Below are 14,987 nucleotides of genomic sequence, written 5' to 3'. Positions count from 1 at the left end.
GTCTGCAATCAGGGTTTATTAAGCAATAATGGAATAAATTTCTATGATGATACCATAAAAATATTAATGGGATTTGAATAACAAAAACCTGCCTTTGAAAAGGCAGGTTTTTTCAGACGGCCTGTGAGCCGTTAAAGATTTTGCAAACGTTCGACAGAAGGTGCGTAGTAGTAGGCGCCTGATACGGCTTTAGACAAATATTTCAGCAGTAAGTCGGTTTTGCCGTCTGCATCGCCGAACATATTGAGCAGTTGAACTTCGATATTGTGCAGCGTGTTGCAATAGGAAGTGAACATCAAACCATGTTCGCCGCTGATTTTGCCGAAGGGCAGGCTGCGGCGGACGATTTTCAAACCAACGCCGTTTTCTTTGACATTGACGCGGCCGAGATGTGAGTCGGGCAGGCGTACGTCTTTGCTGAATTCGTCGTTGGCTTCTTTGCTGCGGCCAACGCTGGCTTCTTGTTCGGCAGTAGGAACGGCATCCCATTTTTTCAAATCGTGCAGGTATTTTTGCAGCAAAACATAGCTGCCGCCGGCATCCGGTTTGCCTTCGGGAATAATGGCGACATTGCGTACATTGTCATCACCCTGAGGATTTTCCGTACCATCGACAAAACCGTCCAAGCCGCGGTCTTCATACAGGCGCAGGCCGTGTTCTTCAGTGGATACGCGGATACTGTCGCCGAATGCGCCGAAAACAGATTGAGCTAAGGCATAGGCGGCTTTTTGCTCGGTGGCTTGAATGTGGATATAGAGGTCGTGTTGGGTGGAAGGGGCAAGGCCGTTGCCCAATTCGGGGAAAGGTTTGATTTCACTGCCTTCGTCAGTATGGCCGAACGATTGCCATGCGCGGCTGCCGAAGGCAATGGTCAAACCCAAAATATCATTTGGAAAACGGGTTTTCAGTTTGGCCAAGGATTCCAAAGAAAGGCGGCAGGCAGATTTGATGTCTTCGTTGCGGCCGTCTGAAATATCTGCTTCGATAAAAATACCGGCTTGTGCGTGATCAGGAATAATAGCTGATTGAGGGTGGCTCATGATGATTCCTTTCAAAATATTATGGGTTTTTACGCGGTGGATTATACACTGAAAGTTTCAGACGGCCTAAAATCTGCCTTTTGATTTTTTAGGGCGGAAAGGCATGTTTGGCAAGATGTTTTTTGTGAGCGTCATTCTGTTGCAAGTGTTTACATTCGGGCTTGGGCGTTCACTGCAATGGCTGTTTGCGCCTTGGATTGGCAAAATCGGCAGACGTTGGCTGATGGGTATTTCCTATTTCATTACAAACGGCTTGCTGGTCGGCTTGCTGCTGGAATTGGGACATATGATGTTCCGCGTGGTGGCGTTTTGGATGGTGATCTTGCTGTTTGTGATGTATGCCGCGTTGGCGACATTTATCCTGTATCTTTTGCTGCGCCGTTTTGTAGCACGCCAACCGCTTTCTCGAAGCCTGCGTCTGTTTGCGCCTTTGTTTGTGATCGGTTTGCTCGGTTTGGGGATGTATAACGCCTATACGCCCGTGGTCCGCCATCAGACTGTATTCATCAATAAGAAAATGGATAAACCGCTGCGTATCGGCGTGGCCAGCGATTTGCACTTGGGGATTTTGTTCGGCGCACGTCAATTGGACAAACTGACGGACATTATGAAGCAGGAACAAGTCGACATGGTGTTGCTGCCGGGCGATTTGATGGATGATACCGTCGATGCGTACCTGAAAGAAAACATGAAACCGCATTTGCAGAAGCTGACTGCGCCAATGGGCGTTTACGCCACTTTGGGCAATCATGATTGGTTCCGCGATCAGAAGCGTATCAAACATGAATTGGAAGCGGCAGGTTTGACGGTTTTGGCCAATCAGGTTTTGGAAGTGAATGGTGTGTTGCTGGTGGGGCGGAGCGATGATTTGGATCACAAACGCCCCAGTGCGGAGCAGCTTTTAGAAGGTCAAAATACCCAATTACCGGTTTTATTGATGGACCACCGTCCTACTTCAATCGAAACCCATGCCCGGCTGCCGATTGATGTGCAGGTTTCCGGCCATGTCCACAACGGCCAAGTTGCACCTGCCAACCTTATCGTCCGTACGCTTTATCGTCTTGCTTACGGCTATGAGGCAATCGGTAACGGTCATTTCTTCACTACTTCGGGCTATGGCTTCTGGGGCATTCCCCTGCGTTTGGGTTCGCAATCAGAAGTGTGGGTGATTGACATCAAGTCAAAGCATTGAAATAGAAATATAAACTTCAGGCCGTCTGAATTTCAGACGGCCTTTTTTATGAAAATTGGGAAAAAATATTGAAATTGGATTATAATCGATGTTAATAAAATCAGCCACCGATATGAGTGGCATCATAACTAGGGAACTCACTATGGGCATTATCAGTCTTGCACTTATCTTCGTATCAATCGCCGCCGTCTTATTGTATTTCAAACAACAGTTGAAAGACCGCAAAAAAGACTGTCGCGAATCCTTTGTCTCTTTGCGCATTGCGCTCGACTGTCGGCATCAGGCCGTCCGTCATGTATTGGATGCATACAGCAAACACCTGCAAGAGCAGGGCATTGCATCGGATCAAAACGTTCAGCAGATGTGTGCCGAAGTCGAAACCGCATTGGCGCAAACCGCCAAAACATTTTCCGAATCCAAAATCAAACATCTGTGCGAAGCCGAAACAGCATTGAATCATGCGCTGAAAAAATTACAAACCGCCGTCAACAGCCTTTTGAAACAACATCCTGATGAGAAATTGGCCGGTTTGATGGAAATGCTGGATGCCGCAGAAGCAGAAGTCGCATCGGCACGCCGCACTTACAACCGCAGAGCCGGAAGCTACAACCACCATTTAAACAAATTGCCCAACCGCCTTGTCGCCAAGCCATTAGGCTTTGACAAGCAGGCAAGTTTGGTTCGTTTTACGGAAAACCAAACGCAACGAATAAGCAGCAATATATTGGCTTAAAAATAAAGCAGTTTATTGAATAAGCCATAAACAAAAGGCCGTCTGAAATATGAATTTCAGACGGCCTTTTTTGTGCTGTGAATGAGAAAAATACTTAGGCTTTTGCCAATTTATTGGGCAAAGCGGATCAGGCTGTCGGCAAGCTTATCGGCTGCAGTTTCATAGCCTTGTGCAGAAAAGTGAACGCCGTCTTTGGCTGCCAATCCTTGCGCCATCCAGTTTTTCATGCTGCATGCGCCGCCCATTGCATCTTGCCAAGACCAGAACATGATTTTTTCGTCACGGGCAACGCGTTGCTGCATTTGTTGTACTTCGCTGAGCAAGACAGGGCGGTTGCCGCAGCTGCCGTAGGCGGTTTTCAAAGATTCCGGCGCGCCGAGGATCAGGATGCCTGCGTTGGGCAGGGTGTTTTTGATTTGACGGATGTAGTTGCGCCATGTTCGTTCGGTAGAGGAAATATCGAGGTTGCCGGAAAAGGCTTCGTTGGTACCGTAGGCAAGGATGATTAAATCGGCTTTGGTTTGTGCCAAATCTTCCCACATGCCCGGCCGCCATTTTGACCATTGGGACAATTGCGCGCCGTTGATGCCCATGGCGGAAACGGTTACGCCGCGTCCGGGGCGTTCGATGTTAATGAAACCGATTTGCCAAGGCATGCTGCTGCTGAGCGTTATCGGTAGAGATGCGTTGGTATGCAACAGTTGCCAGCCGTTTTGTTTGGCCGGGATTTCGCGGCCGTTGACAATCAGGGTTTGCTCGGACCAAACAGGTTTGCCGAAAATGGAGATTTGTTGCGTATCCATGCTGCCGTCGGCTGCGCTTAAGGTAACGCTGCCGCCGTCGGCGCGTGCTTCAATACCGCCGAAAGAGAAGTCGCTGTGTGATTTGCGGCTGCTGATGGTGTTCCAACCGCTGCCGCTGTAACGGACGGTTGCCATGCGCTGGCCTTTGACGGTGTTGGGGTAAACCCAACCGATGCCGCCGTTGCCCCATTTTTGTTGCAAACGGCGGCGCAGGCGGTCGGTGAAATAGTCGCCGGCGGTGTGTGAGTCGCCGACTTGGATAATGCGGAACTTGCCGTCTGAAGTATTGTTGAGCTGTTGCAGTTTGTTCAGCCAGGCAGGGCGGTTGGAGCCGTAGTTGCTTAACAGGCCGTCATTGGTTGCGCAGGCGGTAATAGGGAGTGCGAGAAGCGTGAGGAGTAAGGTTTTATTCAATTTCATGGTTGTGTATCGTGTGTAAAATTAATTTTTTCCATAATTTTTTCGGCCAATAGTTTTTGGCCTTCTGCGGAAAAGTGAATGCCATCCTTGCTGCGGTAACGGATGATTTTTCCGTTGACTTTGACGGAGTCGGCATATTCTTCTGCGCCGTTGCTCAACAGTTTGTCGGTCGGCAGCCAGATGGCTTGAGGCGATACTGTACCCGACAGGATTTTGTCGAGGTAGCGCATCTGTTCGTTGAGCTTGGCTTTTTTCATGTAAGGAATGCCCAGCCAAATGACTTGGACATCATGTGTGGAGGCTGCATCAAGAATACGGCGGACGCGGCTGAGGTATTCTGCTTCCCATTCGGGGGTAGCGAACTTCAGGTATTTTTTACCCATCGGGAAATCCCATGGGTCGTTAGGGCCTAAGAATACAACCAAAACGCGGATGTCGGGTTCTTTTTGCAAAGTTTGTTCGATGGTTTTTGGCCAGTCGAAGAAGTTGGGGTAGGACAAGCCGGTGCTTTGTTTGCTGAGGTTGACCGATTGTACGCCATATTCTTGCTTGAGGTGTTTTTGTACGAAAGGTGCAACGCCCTGCATCAGCGAGTCGCCGGCAAAGAAAACTTTGTTGCCTTTTTTCAATACAACCTGCGTTGCCGACTGATCAGCCTGATTGCTTGGCTCGCTGGCGGCGGTATCCGTATTGTTAGCCGCATCAGAAGCGGCAGTCTCTTTTTGATTGTCCGATGTTTCAATGTTTTCCGTATTTTCAGACGGCCTTGTTGTTTCAATACCAGAGTCTTCTGAAGCTAAAGCATCTTCTGTTTCCAGTGAAGCTTTCAGGCCGTCTGAAAATTCGTAGGCTTTTTGTTGCCAGTCCGCACCAATCTGCCACCAAGCGTATTCGGATAAAGGCTCAAGCGGACTGTTTTCATGATAGGTCTGCTGCCAATAGGCATTGATGGAGTTTTGGGCAAACCACGTCAGCGCAACCGCACTGAGCAGAATCGAAACAAACAGGGAGATAAAGCGTTTCATGTTCTGCTCCTTAGAAGTTAGCGTAAATAAAGCCGGGAATGCCGGACGGGGCGAAGACGATAATCAGGGCGAGGATCAGCGTGATGGGGATAAACCACAGCCATGCAGGCAGTTTGTCCAAGCCTTTTACCGATACTTCAAATAAGCGAAGCAAATACGGGTACAGCAAAAGCATCAGTGCAAAGGCACCCAGCAACATGAGGTCGGTCGGCAGAGGCGCGTTCCAACCTTTATCATTGGCAAATAAGGCGCTGAACAGCATTTCCGTATCGGCAAGCGTTGCGCTGTTGAACACGACAAACGCGAAACAAACGAAATGGAAGGTAAACAGCCAGGCGAGCGGTTTGCCGATTTTCAGACGGCCTAAGGCGTTGCGGCCGACGATTTTATCGCCGCAGTTAAGTAATACCAAGGCCGCACCGTGCAGCGCGCCCCAAATCAAAAAGCTCCAGCCGTAGCCATGCCAAATGCCGGAGAGCAACATGGCAATCATCAGATTGAGCTGGGTGCGTCCGAAGCCTTTTTTGCTGCCGCCCAAAGGGATATAGATATAGTCGCGAATCCAAGTGGATAGGCTGATGTGCCATCTGTCCCAGAAGTCGCGGATGTTGATGGCGCGAAGCGGCGCGGCGAAGTTTTTCGGCAACTGGAAGCCGAGCAGCATGGCCAAGCCGATGACCAAATCCGAGTAGCCGGAAAAGTCGAAAAAGAGTTGGAAGGTGTAGCCATAAATCGCAGACAACACGCCCCAGCCGTCGAACTGGGCCGGATTTTCAAAAACAGGCGATACCCAGCCTTCCGCCAATACGCCGGCAAGCCACCACTTTTTGGCAATGCCCAACACAATCAGGCCGACCGCCAACGCCGGATAAATCAGTTGGCGTGCCTGTTTGGTGCGGATTTGCGCCAATGCGCCCGCTTGTTCGCCGTCTATGCTTTTAAAAGCGGCCGCACGGATAATCGGGCCGGATGTGATGGTGGGGAAGAAGCTCAGATGCAGTAGGAGCTCGTGCCACTCAAAACGGTCCCCTTTAGGCTCGCGGTAGCAATACACCAAGTAAGCCAGCGATTGGAAAGTGTAATAAGACAAGCCCAAAGGCAAAATAATGTCGATGACGGCGCTTTGCCCTGTATATTGCTGAATAATCGGGCGGAAAAAGTCGAAATATTTGAAGAAACACAAAACAGTCAATGCCGCCGAAATACCGCAACCCAGCCAAAATTTGCGGATATTCTCGTTTTCAGAAAACATCAGCACGCTGATCAGGTAAACCACAGACGAGTAAACCAAAATCAGTGCGGCAAAAATGGGGTCGATACGGTAAAGCCAGCCCAGCCCGGCAACCAAAAGTAAAACGTTTTGAACTTGCGGCAAACGTGCAAATGCCCAGTACAAGGGTAAAAATACGATAAAGAATACCGCAAACTCAATAGACAGCAACGGCATGACAATTCCTTGATGTGTTTAAACTTTCAAACTTTTCGATTAATTGTTATTTTTGGGCGTTAAGTTTGGCGCGGATAATTTCGACTACCGCGGGTAAAATCGAAATCACGATGATTGCCGCCATGACTAAGCCCAGATTGTTTTTGACGACGGGGATATTGGCGAAGAAGTAGCCTGCATAGGAAAACAACAATACCCACAACACTGCGCCGATAATGTTGTAACGGATAAACGTCGCGTAGTGCATATCGCCCATACCTGCGACAAATGGCGCAAACGTCCGCACAATCGGCACAAAGCGCGCAATGATGATGGTTTTGCCGCCGTGTTTTTCATAGAACGCATGGGTTTTTTCCAAATACGAGCGGCGGAAAATTTTGGAATCCGGATTGGCAAACAGTTTTTGTCCAAAATACTTGCCGATCATAAAATTGGCCGCATCGCCTAAAATAGCGGCTGCTAAGAGCAGCAATACCATGACGTGGATGTTCATGCCGCCGATGGCTGCAATACCGCCGGCAGCAAACAGCAGCGAGTCGCCAGGTAAAAATGGAGTCACAACCAAACCGGTTTCGCAGAAAATTACAACAAACAAAATCGCGTAAATCCACGGGCCGTATTGGGCGGAGAGGTGGACAAGGTGTTGGTCGATATGGAGGATGAAATCAATAAGGGTAGAAATCACTAAGGTTCCCCAAATAAAAAGGCCGTCTGAAAAAGAACAGACAAATGTTTCGGCGAGAAGTTCGACATTGTAAAACCAAAGCGGAATAAAACCAATGCCGTAAGCGCGTCAAGATATGTTTAGAAGTGCAGATATGTTGCAGGTATAGGCTTCAGACGGCCTTTATCCTTGATGGTGAACCGCAAAACAACGTAAAATAAAGCCGATTTCAACCTAACCGGTGCGCCTTTGTGAACCAGCTCATCTTCGATTTTGCCAGCCATGATTATCCCGGCTTCGACAAATTTCTGGGAACAGAAAATGCCGAGCTGGTGTATGTGTTGCAGCACAAACATGGGCAGTTTATCTATGTTTGGGGCGAAGAGGGCGCAGGCAAAAGCCATCTCTTGCAGGCATGGGTCGCCCAGGCGCTCGATGCCGGACGAAATGCCCTCTATATTGACGCCGCCGCCACGCCGCTGACAGAAGCCGCGCTGGATGCAGAATATCTCGCCATTGACCAAATCGAAAAGCTTAATAATGAAGAACAGGCTTTACTGTTTGCCATCTTCAACCGCTTCCGCAACAGCGGCAAAGGTTTTTTGCTTTTGAGTTCCGAATATACGCCGCAGCAGCTCGTTATCCGTGAAGACTTGCGCACACGCATGGCGTATTGCCTGGTTTACGAAGTTAAACCGTTGACCGACCGAGAAAAAATCGATGCGCTTGTCAGCATGGCCGCCGCCCGTCAGGTAACCATCGATCCGGAAATCTTCGAATACCTGCTGAACCATTGGCGGCGCGATATGGACAGTCTGATGCAAATGCTCGATACCCTCGACAACTACGCCGTTATGATGGGCAAGCGCATTACTTTGTCGCTTTTGCGCCAGCTTTTAAAACAACAGGAAACCCAATGAAAAACCTTGCCATTTTCGACCTCGACAATACCTTGATCAATACCGATTCGGATCACTCCTGGCCGCAATACCTGATTAAAAAAGGCATAGTCGATGCGGCTGAAACCGAGGCGCAAAATGAAAAGTTTTACCAAGACTATCAAAACGGTTGTCTTGATATCGATTCCTTCCTTAAATTCCATCTCGCGCCTTTGGCCCGATTCAGCAAGGAAGAATTGGCTGAGTTTCATCGCGAGTTTATGGCCGAATATATTGTTCCGTATATTTCACCGATGCAGCGGATGTTGGTGCAAAGCCATCAAATGGCGGGTGACGAAATGCTGGTTATTTCTTCGACCAACGAATTCATCATTACCCCGATTTGCCATCTTTTCGGTATTCACAACGTTATCGGCACGCAGCTTGAAACCGGCGAAGACGGCCGCTATACCGGCAACTATGTCGGTACGCCCAGCCTGAAAGAAGGCAAAATTACCCGATTGAACCAATGGCTTGCCGAGCGTGGCGAGACCTTTGAAAGCTACGGCAAGGTTTATTTTTACAGCGACTCCAAAAACGACTTGCCGCTGCTGCGTATCGTGGACGAACCTGTCGCCGTCAATCCGGATGCCGAGCTGGAAAAAGAAGCTAAAGCAAAAGGTTGGCCGATTTTGAATTTCAAATAAAGACGAATCAGGCCGTCTGAAATATTTAACCTAACCACAACCCTAATAAGGACTAAAACATGAAAACGACTAAACTCCTCGCCTCAGCCCTGTTGTTTGCCGCTGTATTCGGTACTGCACAAGCAGCCGATACCGAAACTTTGGAAGCCATGAAAGCGCAAAACGGCAGTGTTAAAACCGTTTTGATGGATGTTTTCACGACTCCTGCCGGCAACGTTGACCGCGTGAATATCATTCAATCCAGCGGCAATCCTGAAATGGACGAACGCGCAGTGAAAAGCGTTTCCAAATATCCTTATCCTAAACGCAAAACCGCATCTAAATACCAACACACCGTTACTTTTGAAACCAATGTTGAAGTAATCAACAACTGATTCGGACGCAAGGCCGTCTGAAAAACAAAAGGCGTTTTGATTGGGAAATTTCCTGTCAAAACGCCGTTTTATTCTTTAAACAAGTATAACCAAAATTGCCGTAAAACCACACGCTCCGGTGCTATACTAAAACAAATAAACCGCTTCATCACACATCATGTCTCCCCGTCCAGTTACCATTACTTCCTACAATATGCACAAAGGCATGTCTGCGCTCAACCGCAAAGTGCAGGTCAACCGCATGGCTGACGCGCTGGGTGCATTGGGTTCGGACGTTTTGTTTTTACAAGAAGTCCAAGGACAACATCTCAACAGAAGCCGTCGTACCGATTTTCCCGATGCGCCGCATTACGACATCATCGGCGACAGCCTCGATTATCATCGCAGCTACGGTAAAAATGCCGTCTATCCCAAACGACACCACGGCAATGCCATTCTCAGCCGCCTGCCGCTGAAAACGGAAAACAACCTCGACATCAGCGTCAACAAACTCGAACAGCGCGGCCTGTTGCATTGCGAGGTCGTACCCGAAGGCTGGGAAGATCCGCTGGTGTGTCTGTGCGTCCACCTCAATCTGCGCGAACCTGACCGCATCAAACAATACCGCGCCATCAGCGACTATGTCGACCGCCACATCAACCCTGACAGCCCCTTGATTATTGCCGGCGATTTCAATGACTGGCGGCAAAAATCAGCACGTGAGCTGGGCAGGGCATTAGATTTGAACGAAGTATTTGTCGATAATACAGGCAAACGTCCCAAAACCTTCCCCTCGCGCCTACCCATCCTCAGTCTCGACCGCATTTACACGCGCAATCTTGATGTCATCGATTCTGAAATCCACAACAGTAAAGACTGGCAGCATTTATCAGATCATCTGCCGTTGAGTGTAACAGTTAGACCGCATCGTAAAATGGAGATGAAGTCCGATAGAAAAATATAAGGTTGAAATCTTTCTTAAGCACCATTGGCAATATATTGAAAGAAAAAGTATCTGTCACTCAGATATTTGAGAAGAAAATAAGGCCGTCTGAAATGTTTCAGACGGCCTGTTTTAAGTTTATAAAAAAGCGCAAACCTTTTTAAATCAAAAGTTTGCGCTTTAAATCTGGTGGAGGCGGGGGGAATCGAACCCCCGTCCGAAAGTCCTCTACAGAGCGTTCTACATACTTAGTTGTGTCTATTTAGAATCTTGTCCCCATCATGCCGACCAACAGGCCTTCAGAGAACCAGTTACCTTAAATCTCGTTTCCTGCCAAGTAACCCGACAGAAAACCAGTCAATGTAGAATGACGTTGCGGTAGCTTTCGCTACACAGCCCATTGACCAACTGCTGCAACGGCAGGCCTTAAGCGGCCAGTGCGTAAGTTTCGTCGTTTGCGACTATTTTGATTCAGTGTTTAACGGGAAATCTGAGACCCCGGTATGCCCGCATCTGCTTTGCAACCCCCGTCGAAACCAAGATCGCCCCCAGATAGGAAGGGTTGATTATACGCATGTCGGCGGGCTTTGCCAAGTTGCTGTTTGATTAAAAAGGCCGTCTGAACAGCGGTTTGCTTTTTCAGACGGCCTCTTTGTTTAGGTTTATTGACGGTAGTTTTGCAGGAAGCGTTCGAGTTTGCCCATGGCCTCTTCAATTTGATGAACGGGCGGCAGGGTAACGATACGGAAGTGGTCGGGGCGTATCCAGTTAAAGCCTGTGCCTTGGACGAACAGGACTTTTTCACGTACGAGTAAGTCGTAGATGAATTTCATGTCGTCGTGGATGCTGTACATTTCGGTATCGATTTTAGGGAACATATACAATGCGCCCATGGGTTTGACGCAGGATATGCCCGGAATCTGGTTGACCAGTTCCCATGCTTTGTTGCGTTGCTCGAGCAGGCGGCCGCCGGGGAGGAGGAATTCGTTGATGCTTTGGTATCCGCCCAAGGCCGTCTGAATGGCGTGTTGCATGGGTGTGGTGGCACAAAGGCGCATAGACGAGAGCATGTCCAAGCCTTCGATATAGCCTTTTGCATGATGTTTCGGGCCGTTAAGTATCATCCAGCCTTGACGGAATCCGGCAACGCGGTAGGCTTTCGAGAGACCGTTGAATGTAACGGTCAGGAGGTCGGGGGCAAGCGCGGCGATATGGTGGTGTACTGCGTCGTCGTAGAGGATTTTGTCGTAAATTTCGTCGGCAAAAATAATCAGGCCGTGTTTGCGCGCTAATTCGGCGATTTCGAGCAGGATTTCTTTGCTGTACACCGCACCTGTCGGGTTGTTGGGGTTGATGACGACGATGGCTTTGGTTTTAGGCGTAATTTTGGCTTCCATGTCGGCCAGGTTGGGGAACCAGTTGTTTTCTTCGTCGCATAGATAATGGCGGACGGTACCGCCGGCCAGTGTCGCGGCGGCGGTCCACAATGGATAGTCAGGCGCAGGAATTAGGATTTCATCGCCGTCGTTGAGCAATGCCTGCATGGACATGGTAATCAGCTCGGACACGCCGTTACCGATGTAAACGTCGTTAACGGTAACGTCGAGCAGTCCTTTGGTTTGGTAGTAGTGGACGATGGCTTTGCGTGCGGAGTAAAGGCCTTTGGAGTCGCAGTAGCCTTGAGAAGTGGGCAGGTTGCGGATGACGTCAACCAAGATTTCATCAGGCGCTTCAAAGCCGAACGGAGCCGGATTGCCGATATTGAGCTTGAGGATTTTGTTGCCTTCTTCTTCCAGTTGCAGGGCTTTTTTGTGAACCGGGCCGCGGATGTCGTAGCAAACGTGATCCAGTTTGGATGATTTGGGAAATTTCTCCATGATGTGTGTTCCGTAAAATTGTTAACAATGGGATAAATGTACTCTTTTTGCGGGTAAATTAAAAGGGTTTCAGACGGCCAAGGCTTACTTATTGCGCGCTTCGGCACGGCGAACCGTCACGCTTTTACCGCCTATGCCCCAGTTGTCCATATCGATTTCGTCGATGACGACGACGGTTGTCTCAGGGTTTTTGTTGAGAACGCGTGAGAGTAATTCGGTGACGCCGCGGATTAATTCAGCTTTTTGCTCCGTGCTCGGGGCTTCGCTGCCGCCGGTCACTTTAATGTTGACGTAGGGCATGGCTTCCTCCTTTGAAAATAATGTTTATATGTTATCTTATTTTTATCAGGCCGTCTGAAATTTAATTGCAGGATTTTTCATTGCCCATGCCTGCTTTTACAAAGAATTAAGTTTTTTGGAATGGATTGTTTTTACAATGCGGTTTTATTTTGGATGGATATCATCATGAACCGTTTTCTCCAGACTTTGATTGTGGCCGCTCCGATGGTGATTGCCGCGCCTTATGTGGCGGCGGAAACGCATCCGGCGCAAAAGCAGATGCAGCAGAACATTGATGCCGTGTTGAAAATTGCACGCAATACGTCTTTGACAGAGGCGCAGCGTGTGAAACAGGTTGAGCAGTATGCCGACCGTTATCTGGATTATGAGCGTATTTCGGCTTTGGCGGTTGGTGCGCCATGGCGTGAATTTTCTGCCAAACAGAAAACCGATTTTATCCGTGCATTCAAAGATATGGTGATTGCAATGTACTCGCACTCTGCACTGATTGGTGCGGCAGATGCGAATGTGCGCCTGTTGCCGAAGATGACGGCAAACGGCAATAAGTTTGATGTTTTCTCGGAAATTCAAACCAAAAAAGGCACCAAGTATGAAGTGGCCTACCAGCTTTACCAAAGCGGCGGTGCGTATAAGATTTACAACATCCGCGTGGATGGTACCAGCTTGGTAACGGTATACCGCAATCAATTTGGCGAGCTGATTAAGAGCAAAGGCATTGACGGTACGATTGCCACTGTCGAAGCCAAGGGCTTGAAGAAACAATAAGGCAGATTGATAAAAGGCCGTCTGAAACTTGTTTCAGACGGCCTTTTTGTATTACGGGCTGATTAGGCGCGTTTGCGGAATTCGCCGGTACGGGTATCGATTTCGATTTTGTCGCCGTTTTCGATGTAAGACATCACTTGGATTTCAGTGCCGCCGACCAGACGTGCGGTTTTCATCACTTTGCCGGAAGTATCGCCTTTAACGGCAGGCTCGGTGTATTCAACTTCGCGAACGATGATGGTAGGCAATTCTACGGAGATTGGGTTGCCTTCGTAGAAAGTAACTTCGCATTGGTCTTCCATGCCGTCAACGATGAATTTCAACGCGTCACCGATGTTGTCGGCTTCGATTTCGTATTGGTTGAACTCTTCGTCCATGAAGACGTACATTGGGTCGGCAAAGTAGCTGTAAGTACAGTTTTTGCGGGACAGGATCACGACGTCGAATTTGTCGTCGGCTTTGTAAATGGTTTCAGTAGCGGCACCGGTCAGCAGGTTTTTCAGTTTCATGCTGACTTTGGCGGAAGAGCGGCCGCCTTTGATGTATTCGGTTTTTTGAACGACCATAGGATCGTTGCCGACCATGAATACGTTGCCGGCGCGCAGTTCTTGTGCTGTTTTCATTGTGGTTTTCCAATCAAATCGGTTGTAATAAAACGCGCTATTTTAGCGTATTTTTTTGTGCTTTGAAATAAAGGCGGCAAGTTTTTCGGTGGCACTTTTTTGGACAAAAAGTCCGTCCCGCCATTTTGCCGCGCTTTGGCGCCATTCGTTTTGATGTGCCGTCAGGGTTTGCCATGCCTGCAGGCGTTGGTTGTCGCTGAGTGCTTCGCCGTTGTTGAGTTCGTCGGAAAGGAGGCGGTGTGCCGTGGCGACAACATCCGGATAAATCTGATGCGCTTTGTCCCAAAACGCGTGCAGCTTGTTGAGATGGATATTTTCTTCTTGCGGGTAGATGTGCCAAAAGAAGGGTTTTCCGGCGAGCTGGGCGCGAACAAAGCTGTCTTCGCCACGTATGACGGCACCGTCGGCAAGGTTGAGCAGTTTGTCAAAATCCTGTTGGGGGACAAAAGGGATTTTGATCAGGGTAATGTGTCCGCTCTGATACACATCGCCGTCTTCAAGCAGGGCGTTTTGCGGCACTAGGCCGCTGTTTTTCAGGCTGGCGATGATTTGCGTACCTGCAAGCAGCAGGGTAATAGGTTGGCCGGCCTGTTGCCACATGGTCAGCCATTTTGCCCAAATATCACTTTGATAGCCGAAAAGCAGCCATTCGGGCGCGTTTTTTGCGGGAAGTTTGAGTTGTCGGCGTAAGGTTTCCGTATCAAAGCGGGCAGATTCGGCGTAATCGCGTTCGCGCAGCAGGCCGCCGCTTTTTTCGCTGAAACCCATAAACCAAAAATATTTCTGTATGCCGCCGGCCTGTAGCGAGGGCATTAAGTGCAGCCTCTCGTTGCTGTCTTCTGCGCTGAGGTATTCCCAGTTGAGCCAAAGCGGTTGGTGTTGGCGGATGATGGTTTGAACGTTGTCGGGCAGTTCGCAGGCGAAGGTTTCGATGACGATGTCGGGAGTAGGGGCTGTGTCGGTATCTTCGGCATGGTCGGCTTGCCAAGCGTGAATGCCGATGCTTTGATGGATATTGGGAATCGAGGCCAAATCAGGGCAAAGTGCTTGAAGGGACGGGAAATCGTCTGTCCATAAATGCACTTGCCAGCCGAGTTCGCGTTGCAAAATACGCGCCAGCCGCCATGAAACGCCGATGTCGCCGAAGTTGTCGATGACGTTGCAGAAAATCCAGCAGGTATAAGGTAGGGTAGTGTTCATGGAAAAATATGCCCAAG

The 14,987-nt window shown here is 49.1% G+C and carries 16 protein-coding genes and 1 other RNA gene; 7 read left to right on the top strand and 10 right to left on the bottom strand.

Going from position 1 to position 14,987, the window contains the following annotated elements:
- Positions 1–131: 131 nt before the first annotated feature.
- Positions 132–1,040, bottom strand: coding sequence for a Dyp-type peroxidase (locus ACTHUG_RS04250; protein ID WP_440386251.1), 909 nt, complete (start codon positions 1,038–1,040; stop codon positions 132–134).
- 103 nt (positions 1,041–1,143) lie between these two features.
- On the opposite strand from ACTHUG_RS04250, the gene ACTHUG_RS04245 reads away from it, so the two are divergent.
- Together ACTHUG_RS04245 and ACTHUG_RS04240 are read left to right on the top strand one after the other, a co-directional pair.
- Positions 1,144–2,232 (top strand): metallophosphoesterase, encoded by a 1,089-nt coding sequence (locus tag ACTHUG_RS04245; RefSeq protein WP_440386252.1) that lies wholly within the window; start codon positions 1,144–1,146, stop codon positions 2,230–2,232.
- 142 nt (positions 2,233–2,374) lie between these two features.
- Positions 2,375–2,965, top strand: a complete 591-nt coding sequence (locus tag ACTHUG_RS04240) for a LemA family protein (protein WP_440386253.1) — start codon at positions 2,375–2,377, stop codon at positions 2,963–2,965.
- A 110-nt stretch (positions 2,966–3,075) separates the two neighbouring features.
- Here the strand turns inward: ACTHUG_RS04240 and ACTHUG_RS04235 are convergent, their stop codons facing one another.
- From ACTHUG_RS04235 to ACTHUG_RS04220, 4 genes are read right to left on the bottom strand one after another with little or no spacing between them, the layout of a single operon-like run.
- On the bottom strand, positions 3,076–4,188 hold the full coding sequence (locus tag ACTHUG_RS04235; protein WP_440386254.1) for an SGNH/GDSL hydrolase family protein: 1,113 nt from the start codon (positions 4,186–4,188) through the stop codon (positions 3,076–3,078).
- Positions 4,185–5,213 (bottom strand): peptidoglycan O-acetyltransferase PatB, encoded by a 1,029-nt coding sequence (gene patB, locus ACTHUG_RS04230; RefSeq protein WP_440386255.1) that lies wholly within the window; start codon positions 5,211–5,213, stop codon positions 4,185–4,187. Before patB ends, ACTHUG_RS04235 begins: the two co-directional genes overlap by 4 nt.
- A 10-nt stretch (positions 5,214–5,223) precedes the next feature.
- A complete protein-coding gene (locus ACTHUG_RS04225) occupies positions 5,224–6,660 on the bottom strand; it encodes an MBOAT family O-acyltransferase (RefSeq protein WP_440386256.1) in 1,437 nt (478 codons plus the stop codon).
- A gap of 46 nt (positions 6,661–6,706) precedes the next feature.
- Positions 6,707–7,345: a DedA family protein gene (locus ACTHUG_RS04220; protein ID WP_440386257.1), complete on the bottom strand. Its 639-nt coding sequence runs from the start codon at positions 7,343–7,345 to the stop codon at positions 6,707–6,709.
- 230 nt (positions 7,346–7,575) lie between these two features.
- On the opposite strand from ACTHUG_RS04220, the gene hda reads away from it, so the two are divergent.
- From hda to ACTHUG_RS04200, 4 genes are all read left to right on the top strand, one after another.
- Positions 7,576–8,244 (top strand): DnaA regulatory inactivator Hda, encoded by a 669-nt coding sequence (gene hda / locus ACTHUG_RS04215; protein ID WP_440386258.1) that lies wholly within the window; start codon positions 7,576–7,578, stop codon positions 8,242–8,244.
- Entirely contained in the window at positions 8,241–8,909 is a 669-nt protein-coding gene (locus ACTHUG_RS04210; protein WP_440386259.1) for an HAD family hydrolase, read from the top strand. The genes hda and ACTHUG_RS04210 overlap by 4 nt, the downstream gene beginning before the upstream one ends.
- A 59-nt stretch (positions 8,910–8,968) precedes the next feature.
- On the top strand, positions 8,969–9,283 hold the full coding sequence (locus ACTHUG_RS04205; protein ID WP_003747161.1) for a TonB family protein: 315 nt from the start codon (positions 8,969–8,971) through the stop codon (positions 9,281–9,283).
- A gap of 157 nt (positions 9,284–9,440) precedes the next feature.
- Positions 9,441–10,226, top strand: coding sequence for an endonuclease/exonuclease/phosphatase family protein (locus ACTHUG_RS04200; RefSeq protein WP_440386260.1), 786 nt, complete (start codon positions 9,441–9,443; stop codon positions 10,224–10,226).
- Positions 10,227–10,392: 166 nt separating this feature from the next.
- Here ACTHUG_RS04200 and ssrA read toward each other — a convergent pair.
- The 3 genes from ssrA to ACTHUG_RS04185 form a co-directional block, all read right to left on the bottom strand.
- Positions 10,393–10,755, bottom strand: a transfer-messenger RNA (tmRNA) gene (ssrA, locus tag ACTHUG_RS04195).
- Between the two features lie 112 nt (positions 10,756–10,867).
- Entirely contained in the window at positions 10,868–12,082 is a 1,215-nt protein-coding gene (locus tag ACTHUG_RS04190) for a pyridoxal phosphate-dependent aminotransferase (protein ID WP_003747157.1), read from the bottom strand.
- A gap of 84 nt (positions 12,083–12,166) precedes the next feature.
- Positions 12,167–12,382, bottom strand: coding sequence for a tautomerase family protein (locus tag ACTHUG_RS04185; protein ID WP_137040913.1), 216 nt, complete (start codon positions 12,380–12,382; stop codon positions 12,167–12,169).
- Positions 12,383–12,547: 165 nt separating this feature from the next.
- Between ACTHUG_RS04185 and ACTHUG_RS04180 the strand changes: the two genes are divergently transcribed.
- On the top strand, positions 12,548–13,147 hold the full coding sequence (locus ACTHUG_RS04180) for an MlaC/ttg2D family ABC transporter substrate-binding protein (protein WP_440386261.1): 600 nt from the start codon (positions 12,548–12,550) through the stop codon (positions 13,145–13,147).
- 62 nt (positions 13,148–13,209) lie between these two features.
- On the opposite strand, the gene efp is transcribed toward ACTHUG_RS04180, so the two are convergent.
- Positions 13,210–13,770 (bottom strand): elongation factor P, encoded by a 561-nt coding sequence (gene efp / locus ACTHUG_RS04175; RefSeq protein WP_036490530.1) that lies wholly within the window; start codon positions 13,768–13,770, stop codon positions 13,210–13,212.
- 42 nt (positions 13,771–13,812) lie between these two features.
- A complete protein-coding gene (gene earP / locus ACTHUG_RS04170) occupies positions 13,813–14,970 on the bottom strand; it encodes an elongation factor P maturation arginine rhamnosyltransferase EarP (RefSeq protein WP_440386262.1) in 1,158 nt (385 codons plus the stop codon).
- Between the last annotated feature and the right edge of the window lie 17 nt (positions 14,971–14,987).

It is taken from the genome of Neisseria sp. P0022.S009, from assembly GCF_051956675.1.
Classification (GTDB): Bacteria; Pseudomonadota; Gammaproteobacteria; order Burkholderiales; family Neisseriaceae; genus Neisseria.
Note: the sequence above shows the minus strand (reverse complement) of the source record. Positions and strands in the feature narration are given on the sequence as shown.

What these genes read in the sequence shown, in the direction of transcription:
- ACTHUG_RS04250 (WP_440386251.1), bottom strand. Translation starts at nt 1,040, where the DNA reads ATGAGCCACCCTCAATCAGCTATTATTCCTGATCACGCACAAGCCGGT.
- ACTHUG_RS04245 (WP_440386252.1), top strand. Translation starts at nt 1,144, where the DNA reads ATGTTTGGCAAGATGTTTTTTGTGAGCGTCATTCTGTTGCAAGTGTTT.
- ACTHUG_RS04240 (WP_440386253.1), top strand. Translation starts at nt 2,375, where the DNA reads ATGGGCATTATCAGTCTTGCACTTATCTTCGTATCAATCGCCGCCGTC.
- ACTHUG_RS04235 (WP_440386254.1), bottom strand. Translation starts at nt 4,188, where the DNA reads ATGAAATTGAATAAAACCTTACTCCTCACGCTTCTCGCACTCCCTATT.
- patB (WP_440386255.1), bottom strand. Translation starts at nt 5,213, where the DNA reads ATGAAACGCTTTATCTCCCTGTTTGTTTCGATTCTGCTCAGTGCGGTT.
- ACTHUG_RS04225 (WP_440386256.1), bottom strand. Translation starts at nt 6,660, where the DNA reads ATGCCGTTGCTGTCTATTGAGTTTGCGGTATTCTTTATCGTATTTTTA.
- ACTHUG_RS04210 (WP_440386259.1), top strand. Translation starts at nt 8,241, where the DNA reads ATGAAAAACCTTGCCATTTTCGACCTCGACAATACCTTGATCAATACC.
- ACTHUG_RS04205 (WP_003747161.1), top strand. Translation starts at nt 8,969, where the DNA reads ATGAAAACGACTAAACTCCTCGCCTCAGCCCTGTTGTTTGCCGCTGTA.
- ACTHUG_RS04200 (WP_440386260.1), top strand. Translation starts at nt 9,441, where the DNA reads ATGTCTCCCCGTCCAGTTACCATTACTTCCTACAATATGCACAAAGGC.
- ACTHUG_RS04190 (WP_003747157.1), bottom strand. Translation starts at nt 12,082, where the DNA reads ATGGAGAAATTTCCCAAATCATCCAAACTGGATCACGTTTGCTACGAC.
- ACTHUG_RS04185 (WP_137040913.1), bottom strand. Translation starts at nt 12,382, where the DNA reads ATGCCCTACGTCAACATTAAAGTGACCGGCGGCAGCGAAGCCCCGAGC.
- ACTHUG_RS04180 (WP_440386261.1), top strand. Translation starts at nt 12,548, where the DNA reads ATGAACCGTTTTCTCCAGACTTTGATTGTGGCCGCTCCGATGGTGATT.
- efp (WP_036490530.1), bottom strand. Translation starts at nt 13,770, where the DNA reads ATGAAAACAGCACAAGAACTGCGCGCCGGCAACGTATTCATGGTCGGC.
- earP (WP_440386262.1), bottom strand. Translation starts at nt 14,970, where the DNA reads ATGAACACTACCCTACCTTATACCTGCTGGATTTTCTGCAACGTCATC.